This is a genomic window from Nocardia sp. NRRL S-836 (genome assembly GCF_001279525.1).
Taxonomy (GTDB): domain Bacteria; phylum Actinomycetota; class Actinomycetes; order Mycobacteriales; family Pseudonocardiaceae; genus Lentzea.
The window spans coordinates 322,813-341,066 of record NZ_LGDY01000091.1; the positions used below are offsets into that span (position 1 = coordinate 322,813).

Consider the following 18,254-nt stretch of genomic DNA (forward strand, 5'->3'; position numbering starts at 1 on the left):
TCATGACGCTCCGGAGCGGACGACCGGCACGCTCGTGCGGCCCAGGCTTGAGCCATGATCGTGACGACGGAGAAGCTGACGAAGCGCTACGGCGACCGCGCCGTGGTGGACGAGGTCAGTCTGTCCGTGCGGCGGGGCGAGGTCTACGGGTTCCTCGGTCCCAACGGCGCGGGCAAGACGACCACGATCCGCATGCTGCTGGGCCTGGTGCGGCCCACGAGCGGCACGGCGACCGTGCTCGGGCAGGCACCGGGCAGCCCGAAGGCGTTGCTGAAGGTGGGGTCCCTGATCGAGGGACCCGGTTTCTACCCGTACCTGTCCGGCCGCGACAACCTGCGGGTGCACGCCGCCCGCAGGGGACTGGCCAGGACGCACGTGGAGACCGCGCTCGACCAGGTCGACCTCACCGGTGCCGCGGACGAGAAGTTCCGCCGGTACTCGCTGGGCATGAAGCAACGGCTCGGCGTCGCCGCCGCCCTGCTCGGCCGGCCGGAGCTGCTGGTCCTGGACGAGCCGACCAACGGCCTCGACCCGGCGGGCATGGCCGACATGCGCGACCTGGTGCGCGCACTGGCCGCGCAGGGCCAGACGGTGCTGCTGTCGAGCCACCTGCTCGGCGAGGTCGAGGAGATCTGCGACCGGGTCGGGGTGATCGCGAACGGCAAGCTCGTCGCCGAGAGCACCGTCGAACAGCTGCGCGGCGACAGCGTGCTGCTGATCAAGGCGGACCCGATCGAGAAGGCGCACGTGCTGATCGAGGGCAGCGAGCTGCGCGGTGACGTGCTGCACGTGCGCCAGGACGACGCGGGAGCGCTGGTGCGCACGCTCGTGCACGCCGACGTGGACGTGCAGGAGGTCCGGCCGCTGCGCCGGACGCTGGAAGAGGTCTTCTTCGAGATGACGGGAGCGGCGTGATGGGCAGTGTCAAGGCAGAGCTGCTGCGGCTGTGGAAGTGGCCGGCCACGTGGGTGCTGATCGGCATCTGGCTGGTGCTGACGCTGACGTTCGGCTACGTGTTCAACTACCTCGCCCTCAACGGCGGCTCCAACACCCGTGACCTCACGCAGCAGCAGCTGATCAGCGCGCTGCAACCGGAGAACGTCGGCGCGGCCGTCGTGCGCGGCCTGCCCATGTTCGGTGGGGCGATCATCCTCGTGCTGGCGGCCTTGGCCGTCGGGTCCGGCTACGGCTGGGGCACCTGGAAGACCACGCTGACCGCCGGCCCGCGCCGGGTGTCCGCGATGGGCGGCACGCTGGGCGCGCTGGCGGTCATCGTGGTCGTGCTGGTGGCGCTGACGTTCGTCGTCGACCTCGGTGCGGCGGTGACGGTGGCCTCGGTCGAGGGCTGGGACTGGACCCTGCCCGGCACCGCCGCACTGGAGTCGCTCGGCGCGTCACTGCTGATCGCCGCGATGTGGACCGGGTTCGGGGTGTTCCTCGGCGTCGTCACCAAGGGGCCCGCGCTGGCCGTCGGCCTGGGTCTGATGTGGGCGATCGTCGTCGAGAACCTGCTGCGCGGCGTCGGGTCGCTGCTCGGCCCGGTCGAGGACCTCACGAAGGTCCTGCCCGGCGGCTCGGCCGGCAACATGGCCGGTGCCGTGGGCGGCAACGGCGCTCCCGGCGTGCTGACCGACCTCAGCGGGACGACGGCCGCGTTGTTCCTCGTCGGCTACATCGTGTTCTTCGTGGGCACGGCGACGCTGCTGAAGGTGCGCCGCGACCTCGTGTAGGGCCACCGCGGCCCAGACCAGGCCCAGCACGACCGCGACTCCGGCGGGGTAGTCGCGGTCGTGCAGACCCGGGTTCTGCGGTCCGCTGTGTTCGCGCCACAGCAACGGGACCGCGAGCAGCAGCACCACCCCGGAGACCGTCAGGCCGACACCGACCGACGCCCGCCGGACGACCAGGCCGGACGCCCCGACCAGCGGGGCGATCAGGAGGTCGTGCAGCACCACCCCGCCGCCGAGCCACACCAGCAGCTCGACGGTGACCTGGGGGAGCAGCAGCCACGCGCCCCACGCGCCGAGCCCGACACCGATCAGGCCGATCACGACCCTCATGCGAGCACCTCCAGCGACGTGACCCACTTGGTCTGCAGCACCCCCGGCCGGTTCGGGGCGATGAGCCGGCACGGGAAACCGTGGTCGGGACTGAGCTCCTCGCCGTTCAGCCGCAGGGCGAGCAGCGTCAGCGGGTCGCGTGCGAACGCCTCCGGCAACGTGGTCGCCCGGTACAGCCCGTCCTTCTCCAGCGACTCCACCCGCACGTCCCCGCCGCTGACGAGCTCGGACACGCGGACGCCGGTCCAGGTCGCGTTCTGGCTCCAGCCCTCGACGCACGCGATGGGCAGCTCGACGGTGGTCTGCGGCATGGCCCGCAGCTCCGCCAGCGAGAAGCTCCGCTGCCCGGCCCGCAGCCGCCAGTCCGGTGGCACGACCACCTTCGCGGCCTGCGCTGTCCGGTTCACCGGCAGGTCGCCGTCCGAGCGCCACGCCAGCACCGAGACCTTGCGCAGCCACGGCACCGTGACACCGGCCGTCGCGACCACGGCGACACCGGTCGTGAGCGCGGTGGTGCGCAGGAACGCCCTGCGGGACAGGACGGTCTTCTCCTCCGAGGCGGGTTCGAGGGAGCGCCGGATCAGCGGGATCTTCACCGCGATGTGCACGAGCAGCGCGCCGATCGCGATCCACGCCACCGCGTAGTGCGCCGTCGGGAAGTAGAACGACCACGGGTAGTTCTGCGCCGCGTTGAACAGCCCGGTCACGAGCTCGAAGAACGACGCCGCGATCAGCACGAACACCGAGCCGCGCTCCAGGGCGTGCGGGACGGACCTGACCAGCGGCCGTTCGAACAGCTTCGGGTAGACGCTCCACAGCTTGGCCAGCAGCAACGGGACCGACGCCACGCCGGAGAGCACGTGCGCGCCCTGGGTGACCCGGTACAGGTCGACCGGGCGGGTCGGCCACGGCCAGTCGTGCTGCACGCCGTGGCTGAGCAGGCCGGTGACGAAGCACAGCCCGAAGGTGATGCCGAGCCACGTGCCGACCCGGCTGGTGACGCCCGTGTGGTGGGCGGGCGAGCGGAACCGGGGCGGTTTCACACCCGCTCCCAGCAGGCGAACCAGCGACCGGCCTTCTCCTTCTGCCACAGCAGGAAGAACCCGTCCGCGGGTACCGACGCGGCGTCGCTCCAGGCCCACGGGAACCACTGGCCGAGCTCACCGCCGGTCCGCACCCGCGCCTGGCCGACGCTGAGACCCGAGCCGGGCACCTCGACCTCCACGACCACGGTTCCGCTGGGGAGCAACAACTCCCGCACGCGGCGCAGGAGCGCGGCCGGGTCGCCGCCGATGCCGATGTTGCCGTCGGCGAGCAGCACGTGCTGCCAGCGGCCCTCGCCGGGCAGCGGGTCGAACACGCTGCGCCGGATCGCGATGCCGCCGCGGTCGGTGGTGCGCCGGACCGCCACGGGCGACACGTCGACGCCGAGCGCCTGGACACGGCGGCCCAGCAGCGCCGCGACGAGCCGCCCGGGCCCGCAGCCGACGTCGAGGGTGGGTCCGGAGCAGGCGTCGAGCAGCACGTCGTCACCGTCGTCGGCGTCGGCGTGCCAGCGGGCGACGGACAGCTCGCGCGGGGTGGTGCCGGGCAGGTCGAGCCAGCTGGGGTGGTCGTCGAGGGCCAGGTCGAACATCATCGCGTCACCGCCGCGCGGCCGGTGGCCGGGAACTGTCGGTGGTGTCTGGGAGAATGGAACCAGGGGACCCCTCCGGAGGGGACGCCTGCGTGAGCGTGTCGTCGGGGGTTCATGGCGCCACCGCGATCCCGGCGAGTGCGGCTGTGGAGCGTGAGCCGGGTGCCTGGGCGTGCTGCGGTGGGTTCATGGCGCCATTGCCGCGATCTGGGTGGGTGCGGCTGTGAAGCGCGAGTCCGGCGCGTGGGCGTGCTGTCGGCGGCCTCATCGCGACTTGGGCGGGCGCGGCTGTGAAGCGTGGGCCAGGCGCCTGGGCGTGCTGTCGGGGGCTCATGGCGCCATCGCCGCGATCTGGGTGGGTGCGGCTGTGAAGCGCGAGTCCGGCGCCTGAGCGTGCTGCCGGGGGCTTCATCGCGCTCCGGGTGAGCGCGCTCGCAGAGCGTGGGCTGGGTGCCTGGGCGTGTCGTCGGGGGTTCATCGCGCCATCACCGCGATCCCGGCGAGCGCGGTCGCAGAGCGCGGGCCGGGTGCCTGGGCGTGCCAACGGGGGCTCATGGCGCCATCACCGCCGTCCGTCGGGTGCGGCTGCGAAGCGCGAGCCCGACACCTGAGCGTCCTGCCGGGGACTCATCGCGCCATCACCGCGATCCCGGCGAGTGCGGCCGCGAAGCGTGAGCCGGGCACCTGGGCGGCCACCGCGCGGGCGTCCGCCATGGTGTCCACATCGGACAGGATGGGGAGTGCGTCCACGTGGAGGCCGTGCAACGCGTCCAGCGTTCGCGCGCCGGTGTCGGCACGGGACATCGGCACGTCCAGCAGCACCGAGGCGCGCAGCGGGTCCCGCAGGCCCAGCGCCCACCAGCCGCCGTCGAGTGCGAACCCGAGCGCCGCCTCCTCGAACCGCGCGGCCGACTCCAGCAGCGCGGGTGTGACCTGCGGTGTGTCCATCCCGATCTGCAGCACCGGCAGCCGGAACCGGGCGATGTCCGCGTGCGCGTGCACGAGCCGTTCGTTGAAGTTCCGGCCGCGCTGCGGGATCACCACGCACTCGGCGAGCGCGTCGCGGACGTCCTCGCGCCGCACGACCCCCGCCAGCGCCACCACCGGCACCGCGCCCGGTGTCGACAGCGCCGCGTCGATCGTGTCGAGCAGCGACGCCGCCGCCACGTCCGCGGCCTCCTCGGGCGTCAGCGGCGGGCACAGGCGGGTCTTGACCTGGCCGGGCACCGGTGACTTCGCCATGACCAGCAGGCAGAAACTCACCGCAGCACCCCCGCCATGTCCCGCGCCGCACGCAGCGTGCCGCGCACCGACCCCGACACCTTCGACCGCGTCCCGGCGGCCCGCGGGCCGTAGGTCACGTCGACCTCGCGCACCCGCCACCCGGCGGCGGCCGCGCGCACCAGCAGTTCCAGCGGATAGCCGAACGCGCGGTCCTGCAGGTCCAGCTCCAGCAACGCTTCGCGCCGGCACACCCGCAAAGGCGCGATGTCGTGCACGGCGAGACCGCGGCGGCGCAACAGGGAGGCGATCACGGCGTTGCCCGCCCGTGCGTGCCACGGCCACACGCCCGCCGTCACCGGCACCCGGCGGCCGACCACGAGGTCGCAGGAGGGCAGCAGCGCGGCCATCGCGGGCAGCTCGGCCAGGTCCAGGGAGCCGTCGCAGTCGGCGAACGCGACGACGTCGGACGTGGCGGCGAGCAGACCGGTGTGCACGGCGGCGCCGTAACCGCGGCGGGTCTCGTGCACGACCAGCGCGCCGTGGGCGCGGGCGACGGTGGGAGATCCGTCACCCGAGCCGTTGTCGACGACGATCGCGCGGTATCCAGGAGGCAGGGAGCTCAGCACCGCGGGCAGCGCGGCGGCCTCGTCCAGGCAAGGCAAGACGACATCCATGCCGTCCATCCTGGACCGTCGGAAAGTGTTGTGGTGCTTACGGAATTGTGACGCACGGCAGAGTTCTTACGGTTGTCTTGCGTGGTCGGCGGACCACGCCCGCACCCCCTAGGTTGGGAGCGGTGCGCCTACTCGTCGCCGGGTTGCTCGTCGTCGCCGCCGTCATCGTCGGCCTGGTCGTCAACCTCCACCACCCCGGCCTGCTGTTCGCCTCCGCCGCGCCGCTGTTCGGCGACTGGCGGCCCCACGTCGGGCCGGGCACGCCCGCGGCCGTGCTCATCGCGTTCCTGGTCGTGGCCAAGGGACCCGAGCTGGCCCGGCACCGGTTCGCCCTGCCCATCGCCTACGCGACGTCGGTGGCGTTCACGCTCTCGCTGGCGCTGGTCGACGGCTGGGGCCGGTTCACGACCAGGCTCACCACCGAGGACGAGTACCTGCACGAGGTCCCCGGCGTCACGGACGTCCCGGCGATGCTGCGGGAGTTCGCCCAGCGCATCCCGGACTTCCAGCCCGACTCGTGGACCACCCACGTCTCCGGCCACCCGCCGGGCGCGCTGCTGACGTTCGTCGCACTGGACCGCGCCGGGCTCGGCGGGGGAGCGGCCGCGTCCCTCTTCTGCGTCCTCGTCGGCTCGCTCGCCGTCGTCGCGATTCCCAGGGCCCTCAACGACAACGCCGTGCTGCCGTTCCTGGTGCTGTTCCCCGGCGCGGTGTGGGTCGGCGCGTCGGCGGACGGCATGTTCATGGGGGTCGCGGCCGTCGGCATCTACCTGCTCACCCGGTGGCCGCTGCTCGGCGGGATCGTGCTGGGCTGGTGCCTGTTCCTGTCCTACGGCCTGGTGCTGCTCGCCCCGCTGGCCCTGGTCGCCGTGACCGGCCGGGTCGACTGGAGGAGCGCGGGCGCGCGGGCGGTCGCGGGCACACGTCTCGCCTGGGCCGTCGCGGGCGCGCTCGCGGTCGTGGGGGCGTTCGCGCTGGCCGGCTTCTGGTGGCTCGACGGCTACGAGCTCGTCAAGATCCGCTATTACCAGGGCATCGGCGACATCCGGCCCTACTGGTACTGGGTGTGGGCGAACCTGGCCGCGCTCGCGCTCGTGCTCGGTCCCGCCGGCATCCAGGGGCTGCGCAAGGACAGGTGGGTCCTGGCGGCGGGGGTCGCGGTGCTGGCCGCGGACCTCTCCGGCCTGAGCAAGGCCGAGACCGAACGCATCTGGCTGCCGTTCGCGGTCTGGCTCGTCGTCGGCGCGGCCCGGCTCGACCACCGCAGGAGGTGGCTCACCGCGCAGGCCCTGACGGCACTGGCGGTGAACCACCTCGTGCTCACGAACTGGTGACCGCCGCCCGCAACGGGTCGGTCGCGAACGCCCGCACCCCGTCCTCGAACCGCACCGAGGCCTCGAACCCGAGCACGTCGAGCGCCTTCGCGGGCGAGGCGACGACGTGCCGCACGTCGCCCGGCCGTGCGCCGCCGACGATCTGCGGCGCCGGTCCGTCACACGCGTCGGCCAGCGCGAACGCCAGGTCGCCGATCGTGTGCATGACACCGGAGCAGACGTTGACCGCCTCGAACCCCGGCCGTGCCGAGGTCAGCGCCAGCACGTTCGCCCGCGCCACGTCGGTGACGTGCACGAAGTCCCTGCGCTGCCGGCCGTCCTCCATGACCCGCGGCGCCTGGCCGTTCTGCAGCGCGGACCGGAAGATCGACGCGACCCCGGCGTAGGGCGTGTCACGGGGCATCCGCGGCCCGTAGACGTTGTGGTAGCGCAACGCCCACACGCTCCCGCCGGTCTGCCGCGCCCACGCCGCCGCCAGGTGCTCCTGCGCCAGCTTCGTGGCCGCGTACGTGCTGCGCGGGTCCAGCGGCGCGTCCTCCGGCACCAGCTCGGGCACCAGGAAGTCGCCGCACGCGCAGCGCGGCTCGTACAAACCCTGCGCCAGGTCGGTCCGTGACCGCTCGCCGCGCACGATCCCGTGCGTGAGGCACCGGTACCGCCCCTCGCCGTACACGACCATCGACGACGCCAGCACCAGCCGCGACACCCCGGCCCGGTGCATCTCGGCGAGCAGCACCGCCGTGCCGAGGTCGTTGTGCCGGGCGTAGGAGGGCGCGTCGAACGGGTCGACGCCGTGGCCGACCATCGCCGCCTGGTGGCACACCGCGTCCACTCTGGACAGCAACGGCCGCAGCGCCTCGGGATCGGTCACGTCACCGATGACGAGCTCGTGGTCCAGCAACGGGATCGCGCCGTGCGCTTCGGGCAGCAGGGCGTCGAGCACCACGCAGTCGTGGCCCTGGGCGGTCAGTTCGTCGGCCACGTGCGACCCGATGAACCCGGCCCCACCGGTGATCAGTACTCGCATGTGTCGACGGTAGGGCCGCCGGGCACCGCCGGTGCCGCCACGGCCGCCGCCGTCAGAACTCCGTAACCTCTCCGGCTCACCCGGCGGGCAGCTCCACCACGAACCGCGCCCCGCACGGCACCCGGTCCTCCACCCACACCCGCCCGCGCAACCGGCGGACGTGCTCGCGCACCAGCGCCAGCCCGAGCCCGCTGCCGGTGTCGGCACCCCGGCTGCCGGGCCTGCCGCGCGCGAACCGCTCGAAGATCTGCTCCCGCAACGCTTCCGGCACCCCCGGCCCGGCGTCCTCCACCTCCACGCGCGCCACGGCCCCCTCCCGGCGCACCGCGACCCGCACGGCGCCACCGGCGTGCCGGTCGGCGTTCTCCAGCAGGTTCGCGAGCACCCGGTCCAGCCGCCGCCGGTCGCCGCGCACCGGGACCGGTTCGGCCGACACCGGCACGGCCGCCCAGTGCGTGCCGACCACATTGCGCACCAATGCACCCAGGTCGAGCTCCTCGCAGGAGCAGTCGTCGGTCTGGTCGGCCCGCGAGATCTCCAGCAGGTCCACCACCATCCGCGCGAACCGGTCGACCTCCGAGGTCAGCAGCTCCAGCGCCGTTCCCGCCGTGCCCGGCAGGTGCTCGCGCCGCCGCCGCAGCACGGCCCCGGCGTTGACCATCGTCGTCAGCGGCGAGCGCAGCTCGTGCGACACGTCGGAGGCGAACCGGGCGTCGCGCAACGCCCGCTGCTCCAGCGCGCTGGCCGTCGAGTTGAACTTCGCCGCCAGCGCGGCCAGATCCGGGTCGTCCTGGTCGGGCAGCCGGGCACCGAGGTCACCGCCGGCGATCCGGCCCGCCGCCGAGCTCAGCTCCGCCAGCGGCCGGAGCGCCCGCTTCGAGGCCCACGACCCCAGCGCGGCACCCAGCAGTGCGGACGCGACCGTGCCGCCGATCAGCAACGCGCTGAGGAACCGCGACGCGCGGTCCAGCTGCTGCAACCCGAACAGCTCCACGTACACGGCGTTGCCCGCGACCGGCCGGGTCACGGCGAGCATCGGCTGACCGTCCACGGTGATCCGCTCGCTGCCCGGCGGGTGCCGCACCAGCGCCGCCGGCAACCGGCCGGGGTCGACCGGACGACCGGCCGCGACCATCCCGCCCGGCGTGAGCACCAGGATCGACGAGTCGGTGCCGGTGGTGAGGCCGGTCAGCAGCTCGTCGAGACCGGAGGAGGACAGCGTCCGCTCGACCAGCCGCACGTTCATCTCGGCCTGGCGGGTCGCGCTCGCCTCGCGCTGGCGCAGCATGTAGCCGCAGGCGAGGTTCCAGGTGGCGAGGGCGAGCACGCTCGTGACGGCCAGCAGGCCGAAGCCGAACGCCAGCGTCACCCGCCACCGCAGCGTGAGCCTCACGAACGGATCCGGTACCCGGTGCCGCGCACCGTCAGCACCAGCGCCGGGTCGTCCGGATTCGTCTCGACCTTGCGGCGCAGTCTTCTTATGTGCACGTCCAGCAGGCGCGTGTCACCGAAGTAGTCATATCCCCAAACCCTTTGCAGCAACTGTTCCCTGGTGACGATTCGACCGGCCGCACCAGCGAGTTCCAGCAGCAGCCGGAATTCGGTCCTGGTGAGGTGAACGCGTTCGCCCGCACGGTGCACGACGCCTTCCTGCGGACGGATTTCCAGGTCGCCCACCCGAACGGTGTCTCGGCCGGGTCCGCGACGCCGCAACAACGCGCGGATGCGGGCCGCGAGAACGCTTCCCACCAACGGTTTCGTCACGTAGTCGTCGGCACCCGCCTCCAGCCCGGCCACCACGTCACGGGCGTCGGTGCGCGCCGTCACCACGATGATCGGCACGTCCCCGCGCGATCTCAGCGCGCGCACGACCTCCAGCCCGTCGACACCGGGCAGGGTGAGGTCGACCAGCACCACGTCGAACGGCTCCGACCCCAGGCGGCGCAGCGCCACCTCGCCGGAAGCCGCCTCCTCGACGGCGAACCCCTCGTCTCCCAATGCGAGGCACAAAGCCCGGCGGATTCGCTCGTCATCGTCGACCAGCAAGACCCGTGTGCACACAACGACTCCACTGTGTGAGAGCCGCGGCGACGGCGCCTCACACAGTGGAGTGAAAGTCGATCAAAAGCAAGAAACCTTCGGATCAGAATGCTGTCAGCGTGATTTTCGCCGATCGCGGGTTCGGTTCGTGAACGAGCGACTCGAACGCGCCGACGTCGTCGAAGGCGAACCCGTACGCCTTCCCGTCCACCATGTTCTGGTGCACGATGCGGGAGAAGTGGTTCGCGGTCGCGCGGGTGTAGAACTCACCGGCGTTGTAGGTCGGCTGGGTGTGCAGGAAGCCGAGCGTCGACCGGTTGAGCGCGGCGCACAGCGACCGGGAGATCGCGCCGACGTCGTTGTTCGGCGCGGCGAGCCGGCCGTCGCAGTTGAGCACGTCCCGCGTCGACGGCTGCTCGAACGCCGCCACCTGCTGGCCGGCGGTGTTCGTGAAGCGCAGCACCCCGCCGCTGGTGCGGCCGGTGAACCTGCGGTTCGGCTCGTTCTGGTACGGCACGACGGTCAGCGGCGTGTTCTGGTAGGTCGCCCAGGCGCTGCTGACGTAGTTCGCGAAGTACGAGCCGGAGAACAGGCCCGCGTCGAGGCCCTTGCTCGGGTTGAGCACCCGCAGGCGGGTGCCGTCCGACCGCGTGTGGATCAACCGCGACCAGTCGCCGCCCAGCTGCTGGTGCTGGTCGAAGACCCGGTTGCGGCCGCCGCTCACCAGCACGCCGGTGCGCTTGGTCGCGCCGGCCTGCGAGGTCGCCTCGACCGCGTGCGGGACGCTGAACATGTCCACCTGCGAGCTGTTGAGCCACAGCCCGCCGCCGTTGTAGGTGAACTCGCTCCAGTCGAACAGGATGTCGCGGTTGGGGTCACCGGCCGCCCACGGCGCCGGCTGCACCAGGCCGCCCGGTACCAGCGAGAACTTCAGCTTGTCCCGGAAGGACATGTAGAGCCGGCCGCCGGCGAGGTTGATCGGGATCTGCAGGGTCCGGCTCGCCCCGTTGGCAGGACCGGGGATCGAGACGTCGGGAGCGGGCACGGGCGGGATCGCCCCACCCGACCACGGGGTGAACTGGCCGCTCGCGTTCACGTACCCGAGCCGGCCACCCATCTCGCCGAACACGTACAGGTGCACCGCGTCGCCGCGGCCGGAGGTGTTCTGGACGGTGAGCGGCAGGAGGCTCGGTGGAGCTGCTTGCACAGGTGCGGACAACGTTGTCAGCCCGGCTAGGGCCGATGCCGCCAGCAGCAGGAGCTTGCGCATCGACTATCTCCTCACTGAGACAGACTGCGCCTGACTTCAGGGCAGTGAGAGCGCTCCCATGGTCAGCGCGATCGTGTCGATGTGTCAAGAATGGTTCTCATGCGCGCACTGACGGTCGATCCCGCACGAGCCGGTTCCCTGGCGTTGACCGAACTGCCCGACCCGGTGCCGGGACCGGACGAGCTGCTGGTGGAGGGCCTCGCGATCGGGATCTGCGGCACCGACCGCGAGATCGTGCGCGGCGAGTTCGGCACCGGCGGGACACTCGTGATCGGACACGAGTCGCTGGGCAGGGTGATCAGCGGGCCGGGCTTCACGCCGGGCGACCTGGTCGTGGGCGTGGTGCGCAGACCGGACCCGGTGCCGTGCGCGGCCTGCGCGCGCGGCGACTTCGACATGTGCCTCAACGGGAGGTACACCGAGCGCGGGATCACCGGGATCGACGGGTACGGCGCTACCTTGTGGACGGTCCCGGCGCACTACGCGGTGCGGGTCGGCTCGCCGGCCGGTGTGCTGCTCGAACCCGCGTCGGTGGTGGTGAAGGCGTGGGAACGGCTGGACCGGTTCGCGTTCTTCGACTTCGACAGCGTGCTGATCACCGGCGCCGGTCCGATCGGGCTGCTGGCGGCGTTGGCCGGGGTGCGGCGCGGGCTCGACGTGCACGTGTTCGACGTCGCCGGCAGCGGCCCGAAACCGGACCTCGTGGAGGCGCTGGGCGCCACCTACCACCGCACGCTGCCCGAGCACGAGGTCGTGATCGAGGCGACCGGGGCCCCGGCGCTGGTGGCCCGGCTGCTCGGGCGGCGGCTGGTGTGCCTGACCGGCGTGCCCTCCGCCGAGGTGGTGCCCGTGGACCTCGGGCAGGCGAACCGGGACCTGGTGCTGCGCAACGGCATCGTGTTCGGCACGGTCAACTCGAACGTGCGGCACTACCGGGAGGCCGCCGCCGTGCTGGACGCCGCGGACGACGCCTGGCTCTCGTCGCTGATCACCCGGCGGGTGCCGCTGTCGTCCTACGCGGAGGCCTTCGAGTCACGCCCCGGCGACGTGAAGGTGGTGCTGGAGCTGGCCTGAGAAGAATTCCGCCACCTTCGCGGCCGCCTCCGGTGCGCGGCGGTCGTAGAGGTCGACATGCGTGGCGGCCTCCACCCGGTGCAGTTCCTTGGGGCCCTGGGCCTTCTGGAACGCGTCGATCGCCATCCACGACGTGACGGCGTGCTCACCGACGACCAGCAGCAGCGGCCGCGTGTACAGGCCGAGTGCCGCGTGGGCGTCGAACATCGCGATGCGGCCGATGCTGCTCCACGTCAGCTCCTTCGCCGACCGCTCGTGCTCGCCGCGCGCGGTCCGGTAGTACTCCCAGCCCTCGTAGTCGTGCCCGGTGGCGTGGGCCGGCTCGGCGGGGAACAGCGGGAACGAGCCGGTGCTCCTGGCCGCGGCCGCGAGCACGCCCTGGAACACCGCCGGGTCCTGGGCGCCGTCGGCGCCGTGGCGGAACTGGCGGGCGATGTCGACGCCGCTGACCGTGGCCAGCGCCTTGACCCGCTGGTCGGTCGAGGCGGCGGCCAGGCCGTAGCCACCCGAGGCGCAGATGCCGAGCACGCCGACGTCGCCCGCGTCCTGGGCCGCGAGGAACGTCACGGCGGCCCGGATGTCCTCGACGCGCTGGGCCGGGTCCTCCAGGCCGCGCGGCAGGCCCTCGCTCTCGCCCTGGTGGGCGGCGTCGAACGCCAGGGCCAGGAAGCCCTGCTCGGCCAGCAGCCGGGCGTAGAGGCCCGCCGCCTGCTCCTTCACGCCGGTGCCGGGGTGGCCGACGACGACCGCGCCCCTCGGCGTCCCGTTCGGACGGTGGAGGTGGCCCGCGATGGTCAGTCCGTTGCTGGGGAAGGTCACGTTGTCCATGGCCCCGACACTGCGCCGCGGCTGTGGACGCAGCCAGGGAGAGCTCTGCCTATGCAACCCGGTACCAGGCACGGCCGGGTGTCCACCGGCGACACTGGTGGCATGGATGGCGAACTGGGCGAGTTCCTGCGGGCCCGTCGTGCCGCGCTCGACCCGGCCGCGGCGGGGTTCCCCGACGACGGCCGGCTGCGCCGGGTGCCCGGCCTGCGCCGCGAGGAGCTGGCCCAGCTCGCGCACGTGAGCGTCGACTACGTCGTGCGCCTGGAGCAGGGCAGGACGAACCGGGTCTCGCGGCCGGTGCTCGACGCGCTGGCCGACGCGTTGCGGCTCGCGGCGGACGAGCGGGCCTACCTGTTCACGGTGGCCGACGTCGCTCCCGCGCCCGCACCCCGCCCGGCCCGCCCCGAGGTCGCCCGGCAGCTGCGGCAGTTGCTGGACTCGATGTCCGACGTGCCCGCGCTGGTGCTCAACCGGCGGCTGGACGTGCTGGCGTGGAACGCGGGCGCGGTGGCGTTGCTGACCGACTTCGGCGCGCTGCCGCCCGCCGAGCGCAACCTGGTCCGGCTGACGTTCCTCGACCCGGACTACCGCGCGCTGTACGGGGACTGGGCCCGTTCCGCGCGGGAATGCGTCGCGGTGCTGCGGATGGAGGCCGGCCGGCACCCCGGCGACCAGGCGCTCAGCGCACTGGTGGGGGAGCTGAGCGTGCGGGACGCGGACTTCCGCACGTGGTGGGCGAGCCACCGGGTGCGCGGGCCGCGCCAGCTCGTGAAGACCTACCACCACCCGGTCGTGGGCACGCTGGAGCTGGACGTGCAGCAGTTCTCCGTCGACACGCACCCCGACCAGGAGCTCGTCGTCTACACCGCGGCCGCCGGCAGCCCGTCCGAAAAAGCGCTGCGCACGCTCATAGGCTGAGCCTCCCACAAGGGAGAGAACAGGTCGCACCGACCCGAAATGACTTCCGCGAACCCGCTGTTGTGCCAGTCAGCTCCACTTCCACATCCGCTTCGAAAGGGCGAGGAAAATGACCGGCAAGGTAGCAGTCGTCACGGGCGCTTCCCAGGGAATCGGTGCGGCTCTCGTGCCCGCGTACCGCAAGCTCGGCTATTCGGTGGTCGCGGTGTCGCGGTCCATCGAGGCCTCGGACGACCCCGAGGTGCTCGCCGTCCGCGCCGACCTGTCGGTGCCCGGTGAGGGTGCGCGGGTCGTCGCCGAGGCGCTGACGCGGTTCGGCCGGATCGACACGCTCGTGAACAACGCGGGCATCTTCGTGGCCAAGCCGTTCACCGAGTACACCGACGAGGACTACGACGCCGTGCTCGGCACGAACCTGCGCGGGTTCTTCGACATCACGCGCAGCGCCGTGGCCGCCATGGAGACCGGCGGCGGGCACGTGGTCAACGTGTCGACCAGCCTGGTCGACCACGCGCTTTCCGCTGTGCCGTCGGCACTCGCGTCGCTGACCAAGGGCGGTGTCAACGCCGTCACGAGGTCGCTCGCCGTCGAGTACGCGACCCGCGGCATCCGCTTCAACGCCATCGCGCTCGGCATCATCCGCACGCCGATGCACGCCCCGGAGACCCACGAGGCATTGGCCTCGCTGCACCCGGTCAAGCGGCTCGGCGAGATCTCCGAGGTCGTGGACGCGGTCCTCTTCCTCGAACAGGCCGGCTTCGTGACGGGCGAGGTCCTGCACGTCGACGGCGGCCAGAGCGCGGGGCACTGACATGGGCGTCCAGGACGTCATGGGCCGGTGGAAGGCCGCCGTGGACGCGCACGAACCCGAGCGCGTGGCGGCACTGTTCACCGAGGACGCGATTTTCCAGGGGCTCAAGCCCTACGGTGTCGGCAGAGAGGCGATCGCCGCCTACTACGATTCTCAGCCCACCGGGTTGAAAGCGGAGTACGAGGTGCTCGAAACCCGGAAATTGGCCGATGATCTGGAGCTCGGCTATTTCACCGTCGACTTCTCGTTCACCGACCGGCCGACGATCACCGTCACCCTGGCCGTGCTGGTGCAGGGAGACCTGATCACGCACTACCAGGTCTCCCTGCTGCCCTAACGCCGCAGCCCCGGCTGTCCGGGAGCCGCCCTGCGCGGCTCCCGGCCGTACGGGGCCGGCGGCCGTTCCAGCTCCGGGACCGGCGGGAGCGGCATGGTCACCGGGCTGCCCGCGGTGATCGTGATCGTCTCCCCGTGGTGCTTCGTCGTGAGCTCGGTGCCGTCGACGATCCGGTAGGTGGCCTCGGTCTCGCACACCTCGACGCCGATCCTGGTGCCCCGGAACGACATCCGGAACGAGTACCGGCTCAGCGCGCTGGGCATCCGCGGCGCGAACGTCAGCTCGCCGCCGTGGTCGCGCATGCCGCCGAACCCGGCCACCAGCGCCGTCCACGCACCGGCCAGCGAGGCCATGTGCAGTCCGTTGTGGACGTTGTCGTGCAGGTCGTGCAGGTCGGTGAACGCGGCCTCGACCAGGTAGTCGAACGCCAGGTCCAGGTGCCCGACCTCGGCCGCCAGCACCGCCTGCGTGCCCGCCGACAGCGACGAGTCCCGCACCGTCCGCGCCTCGTAGTAGGCGAAGTTGCGGGCCTTCTCCTGCGCGGTGAACGCGTCACCGCGCAGGTGCATCGCCAGCACCAGGTCCGCCTGCTTCACCACCTGCTTGCGGTACAGGTCGAAGTACGGGTAGTGCAGCAGCAGCGGGTACTTCTCCTCCGGCGTGTGCTCGAAGTCCCACTCCGCGTGCTTGGTGAAGTTGTCCGCCTGCGGGTGGACCTGGAGCATCTCGTCGTAGGGGATGGCCATCTTGTCGGCGGCCCTGCGCCACTCGGCGATCTCCTCGTCGCTCGCCCCCGCCTTGCCGGGGTGGCGTTCGGCGGCGTCGGCGGCGGCCCGCAGGTTCTGCTGGGCGATCAGGTTGGTGTAGACGTTGTTGTCCACGATCGCCGAGTACTCGTCAGGCCCGGTGACGCCGTCGATGCGGAACCCGTCGTGCGGGTCGTGGTGGCCCAGCGAGCACCACAGCCGTGCGGTCTCGGTGAGGATCTCCACGGCCTCGTCGCGGTCGAAGTCCTCGTCACCGGTGGCGTTGAGGTACTGCTGGGTGGCGTAGGCGACGTCGCCGGACACGTGGAACGCGGCCGTGCCCGCCGGCCAGTACGCGCTGCACTCGGCACCGTTGATCGAACGCCACGGGAACGCGGCGCCCTCGAGCCCCAGCACCTTCGCCCGGTCGCGGGCCTTGTCCAGGGTGGAGTGCCGCCACCGCAGCGCGTCGCGGGCCGCGTCGGGCACCGTGTAGGTGAGCACCGGCAGCACGAACGTCTCGGTGTCCCAGAACGCGTGACCGTCGTAGCCGGGACCGGTCAGGCCCTTGCCGGGGATCGCGCGGGTCTCCCCGCGGGCACCGGCCTGCAGGATGTGGAACAGCGAGAACCTGATCGCCTGCTGGAGCTCGTCGTCACCGTCGAGCTCGATGTCGGCGACCTCCCAGAAGTCGTCCAGGAACGCCTTCTGCTCGGCCATCAGCCCGTCCCAGCCGGTCTGCAGCGCCCCCGCCAGCGCCGCCTCGACCTGCGCGCGCAGCGAGGGCGTGGACCGTTGCGCCGACCAGCCGTAGCCCAGGTACTTCGTGAGCTTGAGGCTGCTGCCGCCCGCCACGTCGGCCGCGACCGTGAACCGCGCGAGGTCGGCCTCTGCGCGGATGTCGGTGCGCGGCTCGGCACCACCCGCGTCGACCTCGTGGTCCATCGCCGCGGCCATCCGCAGCCCGGACACCCTGGTGTGGTGGCACAGCACGGCCCTGGCCTTCTCGGCCATCGTGAAGTCGCTGACCAGCGGCGAGTTCAGCGCGGCGGCGACCCGCGGGTCGTTGGTGCGCTTCTCGATCGGCTCGTTGGCGAGCAGGTCGGACTGGACGACGAGCTGCACGTCGTCCATCGGCTCGACCTCGTAGCGGATCGCGGCCACCGCGCGCTGTGTGAACGACACGAGCCGTTCGCTGCGCACCAGCACCCGGCGTCCGGTCGGCGACTCCCACAGCGTGCGGCGGCGCAGCGTGCCCGTGCGGAAGTCCAGCGTGCGGTCGTGCTCGACGGCGTTGCCGTAGCGCATGTCCAGCGGCTCGTCCTCGACCAGCAACCGGATGATCTTGCCGTCGGTGACGTTGACGACCGTCTGACCCGCCTCGGGGTAGCCGTAGCCGCCCTCGCCGTAGGGCAGCGGGTGCTCTTCGTAGAAACCGTTGAGGTACGTGCCGGGCAGGCCGCGTGGCTCGCCCTCGTCCAGCGAGCCGCGGAAGCCGATGTGGCCGTTGGCGAGGGCGAACGTCGACTCGGTCCGCTGCAGCTGGTCGACCGCGAGGCCCTGCCAGCGCAACTGCCACGGCTCGATCGCGTAGCTCATGACAGCAGCTCGTCGAGCTCGTCGACCACCTGGTCGGCGCCGCCGGCCCGCAACGCCTCGCGCTGGTTGCCGCGGTCGACACCGACGACGAACCCGAACCCGCCCTTGCGCCCGGCCGCGACGCCCGCGAGCGCGTCCTCGAACACGGCAGCGTGCTCCGGCGGTGTCTTCAGCCTGCGCGCGCCCTCGATGAACGAGTCCGGCTCCGGTTTGCCGTGCAGGTTGTCGGCCGCGATGACGTTGCCGTCCACCAGCGCGTCCACGTAGTCCAGCAGGTTGCCCGCGCGCAGCACGCGCATGGCGTTGGCCGACGACGTGACGACGCCGATGGGCATGCCCGCCTCCCGCGCGGCCTGCAGGTAGCGGACCGAGGCGGGGTAGGGCGTGATGCCCTCCTCGTCGATGATGTGGTTCACCAGGTCGTTCTTGCGGTCGCCGATGCGGCGGACCTCCTCCTCCGGCGGCGTGAGCCCGCGCGAGGCGAGGAAGCTCCGGACGCCGTCGTAGCGCGGTTTGCCGTCCACGTAGGACAGGTAGTCCTGCTCGCTGAACGGTTGACCCATGTCCTCGAAGGTCTGCCGCCACGCCTTGCGGTGCAGGACCGCGGTGCTCGTGAGCACGCCGTCGAGGTCGAACAGCAACGCCGTGATCTTCTCCGGGATGCCGAGGCTCATGC

General features: G+C 72.0%; 18 protein-coding genes. 7 read left to right on the top strand and 11 right to left on the bottom strand.

The genetic code is table 11. The annotated features are described in order from the left end of the window. Window positions 1–54 precede the first annotated feature (54 nt). Window positions 55–915, top strand: coding sequence for an ABC transporter ATP-binding protein (locus ADL03_RS12425; protein ID WP_053733521.1), 861 nt, complete (start codon window positions 55–57; stop codon window positions 913–915). Then, a complete protein-coding gene (locus ADL03_RS12430; RefSeq protein ID WP_053733522.1) occupies window positions 915–1,730 on the top strand; it encodes an ABC transporter permease in 816 nt (271 codons plus the stop codon). The genes ADL03_RS12425 and ADL03_RS12430 overlap by 1 nt, the downstream gene beginning before the upstream one ends. A gap of 326 nt (window positions 1,731–2,056) precedes the next feature. On the opposite strand, the gene ADL03_RS12435 is transcribed toward ADL03_RS12430, so the two are convergent. From ADL03_RS12435 to ADL03_RS12450, 4 genes are all read right to left on the bottom strand, one after another. Further along, window positions 2,057–3,103: a molybdopterin-dependent oxidoreductase gene (locus tag ADL03_RS12435; protein ID WP_053733523.1), complete on the bottom strand. Its 1,047-nt coding sequence runs from the start codon at window positions 3,101–3,103 to the stop codon at window positions 2,057–2,059. Next, window positions 3,100–3,699 carry a methyltransferase domain-containing protein gene (locus ADL03_RS48360; protein WP_053733524.1) on the bottom strand — a complete coding sequence of 200 codons (600 nt, stop codon included), beginning with the start codon at window positions 3,697–3,699 and terminating at the stop codon, window positions 3,100–3,102. The genes ADL03_RS12435 and ADL03_RS48360 overlap by 4 nt, the downstream gene beginning before the upstream one ends. A 624-nt stretch (window positions 3,700–4,323) precedes the next feature. Then, window positions 4,324–4,959 carry a DUF2064 domain-containing protein gene (locus ADL03_RS12445; RefSeq protein WP_231641796.1) on the bottom strand — a complete coding sequence of 212 codons (636 nt, stop codon included), beginning with the start codon at window positions 4,957–4,959 and terminating at the stop codon, window positions 4,324–4,326. Continuing rightward, on the bottom strand, window positions 4,956–5,603 hold the full coding sequence (locus tag ADL03_RS12450) for a glycosyltransferase family 2 protein (RefSeq protein ID WP_197288275.1): 648 nt from the start codon (window positions 5,601–5,603) through the stop codon (window positions 4,956–4,958). Before ADL03_RS12450 ends, ADL03_RS12445 begins: the two co-directional genes overlap by 4 nt. Window positions 5,604–5,716: 113 nt before the next feature. Between ADL03_RS12450 and ADL03_RS12455 the strand changes: the two genes are divergently transcribed. Further along, entirely contained in the window at window positions 5,717–6,928 is a 1,212-nt protein-coding gene (locus ADL03_RS12455; protein ID WP_157528511.1) for a hypothetical protein, read from the top strand. On the opposite strand, the gene ADL03_RS12460 is transcribed toward ADL03_RS12455, so the two are convergent. The 4 genes from ADL03_RS12460 to ADL03_RS12475 form a co-directional block, all read right to left on the bottom strand. Then, window positions 6,915–7,955: an NAD(P)-dependent oxidoreductase gene (locus ADL03_RS12460; protein WP_053733527.1), complete on the bottom strand. Its 1,041-nt coding sequence runs from the start codon at window positions 7,953–7,955 to the stop codon at window positions 6,915–6,917. The two genes, ADL03_RS12455 and ADL03_RS12460, sit on opposite strands and share 14 nt — an antisense overlap. 76 nt (window positions 7,956–8,031) lie before the next feature. Next, the gene (locus ADL03_RS12465) at window positions 8,032–9,348 is read right to left on the bottom strand and encodes a HAMP domain-containing sensor histidine kinase (protein WP_053733528.1); all 1,317 of its coding nucleotides are present in this window, start codon (window positions 9,346–9,348) and stop codon (window positions 8,032–8,034) included. Then, window positions 9,345–10,016 (bottom strand): response regulator transcription factor, encoded by a 672-nt coding sequence (locus tag ADL03_RS12470; RefSeq protein WP_053733529.1) that lies wholly within the window; start codon window positions 10,014–10,016, stop codon window positions 9,345–9,347. The genes ADL03_RS12465 and ADL03_RS12470 overlap by 4 nt, the downstream gene beginning before the upstream one ends. 82 nt (window positions 10,017–10,098) lie before the next feature. Beyond that, a complete protein-coding gene (locus ADL03_RS12475) occupies window positions 10,099–11,265 on the bottom strand; it encodes a beta-1,3-glucanase family protein (protein ID WP_053733530.1) in 1,167 nt (388 codons plus the stop codon). A gap of 99 nt (window positions 11,266–11,364) precedes the next feature. On the opposite strand from ADL03_RS12475, the gene ADL03_RS12480 reads away from it, so the two are divergent. After that, on the top strand, window positions 11,365–12,339 hold the full coding sequence (locus ADL03_RS12480; RefSeq protein ID WP_053733531.1) for an alcohol dehydrogenase catalytic domain-containing protein: 975 nt from the start codon (window positions 11,365–11,367) through the stop codon (window positions 12,337–12,339). Here the strand turns inward: ADL03_RS12480 and ADL03_RS12485 are convergent. Continuing rightward, window positions 12,298–13,167 (bottom strand): alpha/beta hydrolase, encoded by an 870-nt coding sequence (locus tag ADL03_RS12485; RefSeq protein WP_053733532.1) that lies wholly within the window; start codon window positions 13,165–13,167, stop codon window positions 12,298–12,300. The two genes, ADL03_RS12480 and ADL03_RS12485, sit on opposite strands and share 42 nt — an antisense overlap. A 102-nt stretch (window positions 13,168–13,269) precedes the next feature. Here ADL03_RS12485 and ADL03_RS12490 point away from each other — a divergent pair, with 102 nt between their 5' ends. The 3 genes from ADL03_RS12490 to ADL03_RS12500 all read left to right on the top strand — a co-directional run bounded on the left by ADL03_RS12490 (window position 13,270) and on the right by ADL03_RS12500 (window position 15,233). After that, complete coding sequence (locus tag ADL03_RS12490) at window positions 13,270–14,085, top strand: helix-turn-helix domain-containing protein (RefSeq protein WP_053733968.1); 816 nt, start codon at window positions 13,270–13,272, stop codon at window positions 14,083–14,085. A gap of 109 nt (window positions 14,086–14,194) precedes the next feature. Then, a complete protein-coding gene (locus ADL03_RS12495; protein WP_053733533.1) occupies window positions 14,195–14,896 on the top strand; it encodes an SDR family NAD(P)-dependent oxidoreductase in 702 nt (233 codons plus the stop codon). Between the two features lie 19 nt (window positions 14,897–14,915). Continuing rightward, window positions 14,916–15,233: a nuclear transport factor 2 family protein gene (locus ADL03_RS12500; protein ID WP_255353354.1), complete on the top strand. Its 318-nt coding sequence runs from the start codon at window positions 14,916–14,918 to the stop codon at window positions 15,231–15,233. On the opposite strand, the gene ADL03_RS12505 is transcribed toward ADL03_RS12500, so the two are convergent. After that, window positions 15,230–17,578: a glycoside hydrolase family 65 protein gene (locus ADL03_RS12505; protein ID WP_053733535.1), complete on the bottom strand. Its 2,349-nt coding sequence runs from the start codon at window positions 17,576–17,578 to the stop codon at window positions 15,230–15,232. The two genes, ADL03_RS12500 and ADL03_RS12505, sit on opposite strands and share 4 nt — an antisense overlap. Continuing rightward, window positions 17,575–18,252: an HAD family phosphatase gene (locus tag ADL03_RS12510; protein WP_053733536.1), complete on the bottom strand. Its 678-nt coding sequence runs from the start codon at window positions 18,250–18,252 to the stop codon at window positions 17,575–17,577. Before ADL03_RS12510 ends, ADL03_RS12505 begins: the two co-directional genes overlap by 4 nt. Between the last annotated feature and the right edge of the window lie 2 nt (window positions 18,253–18,254).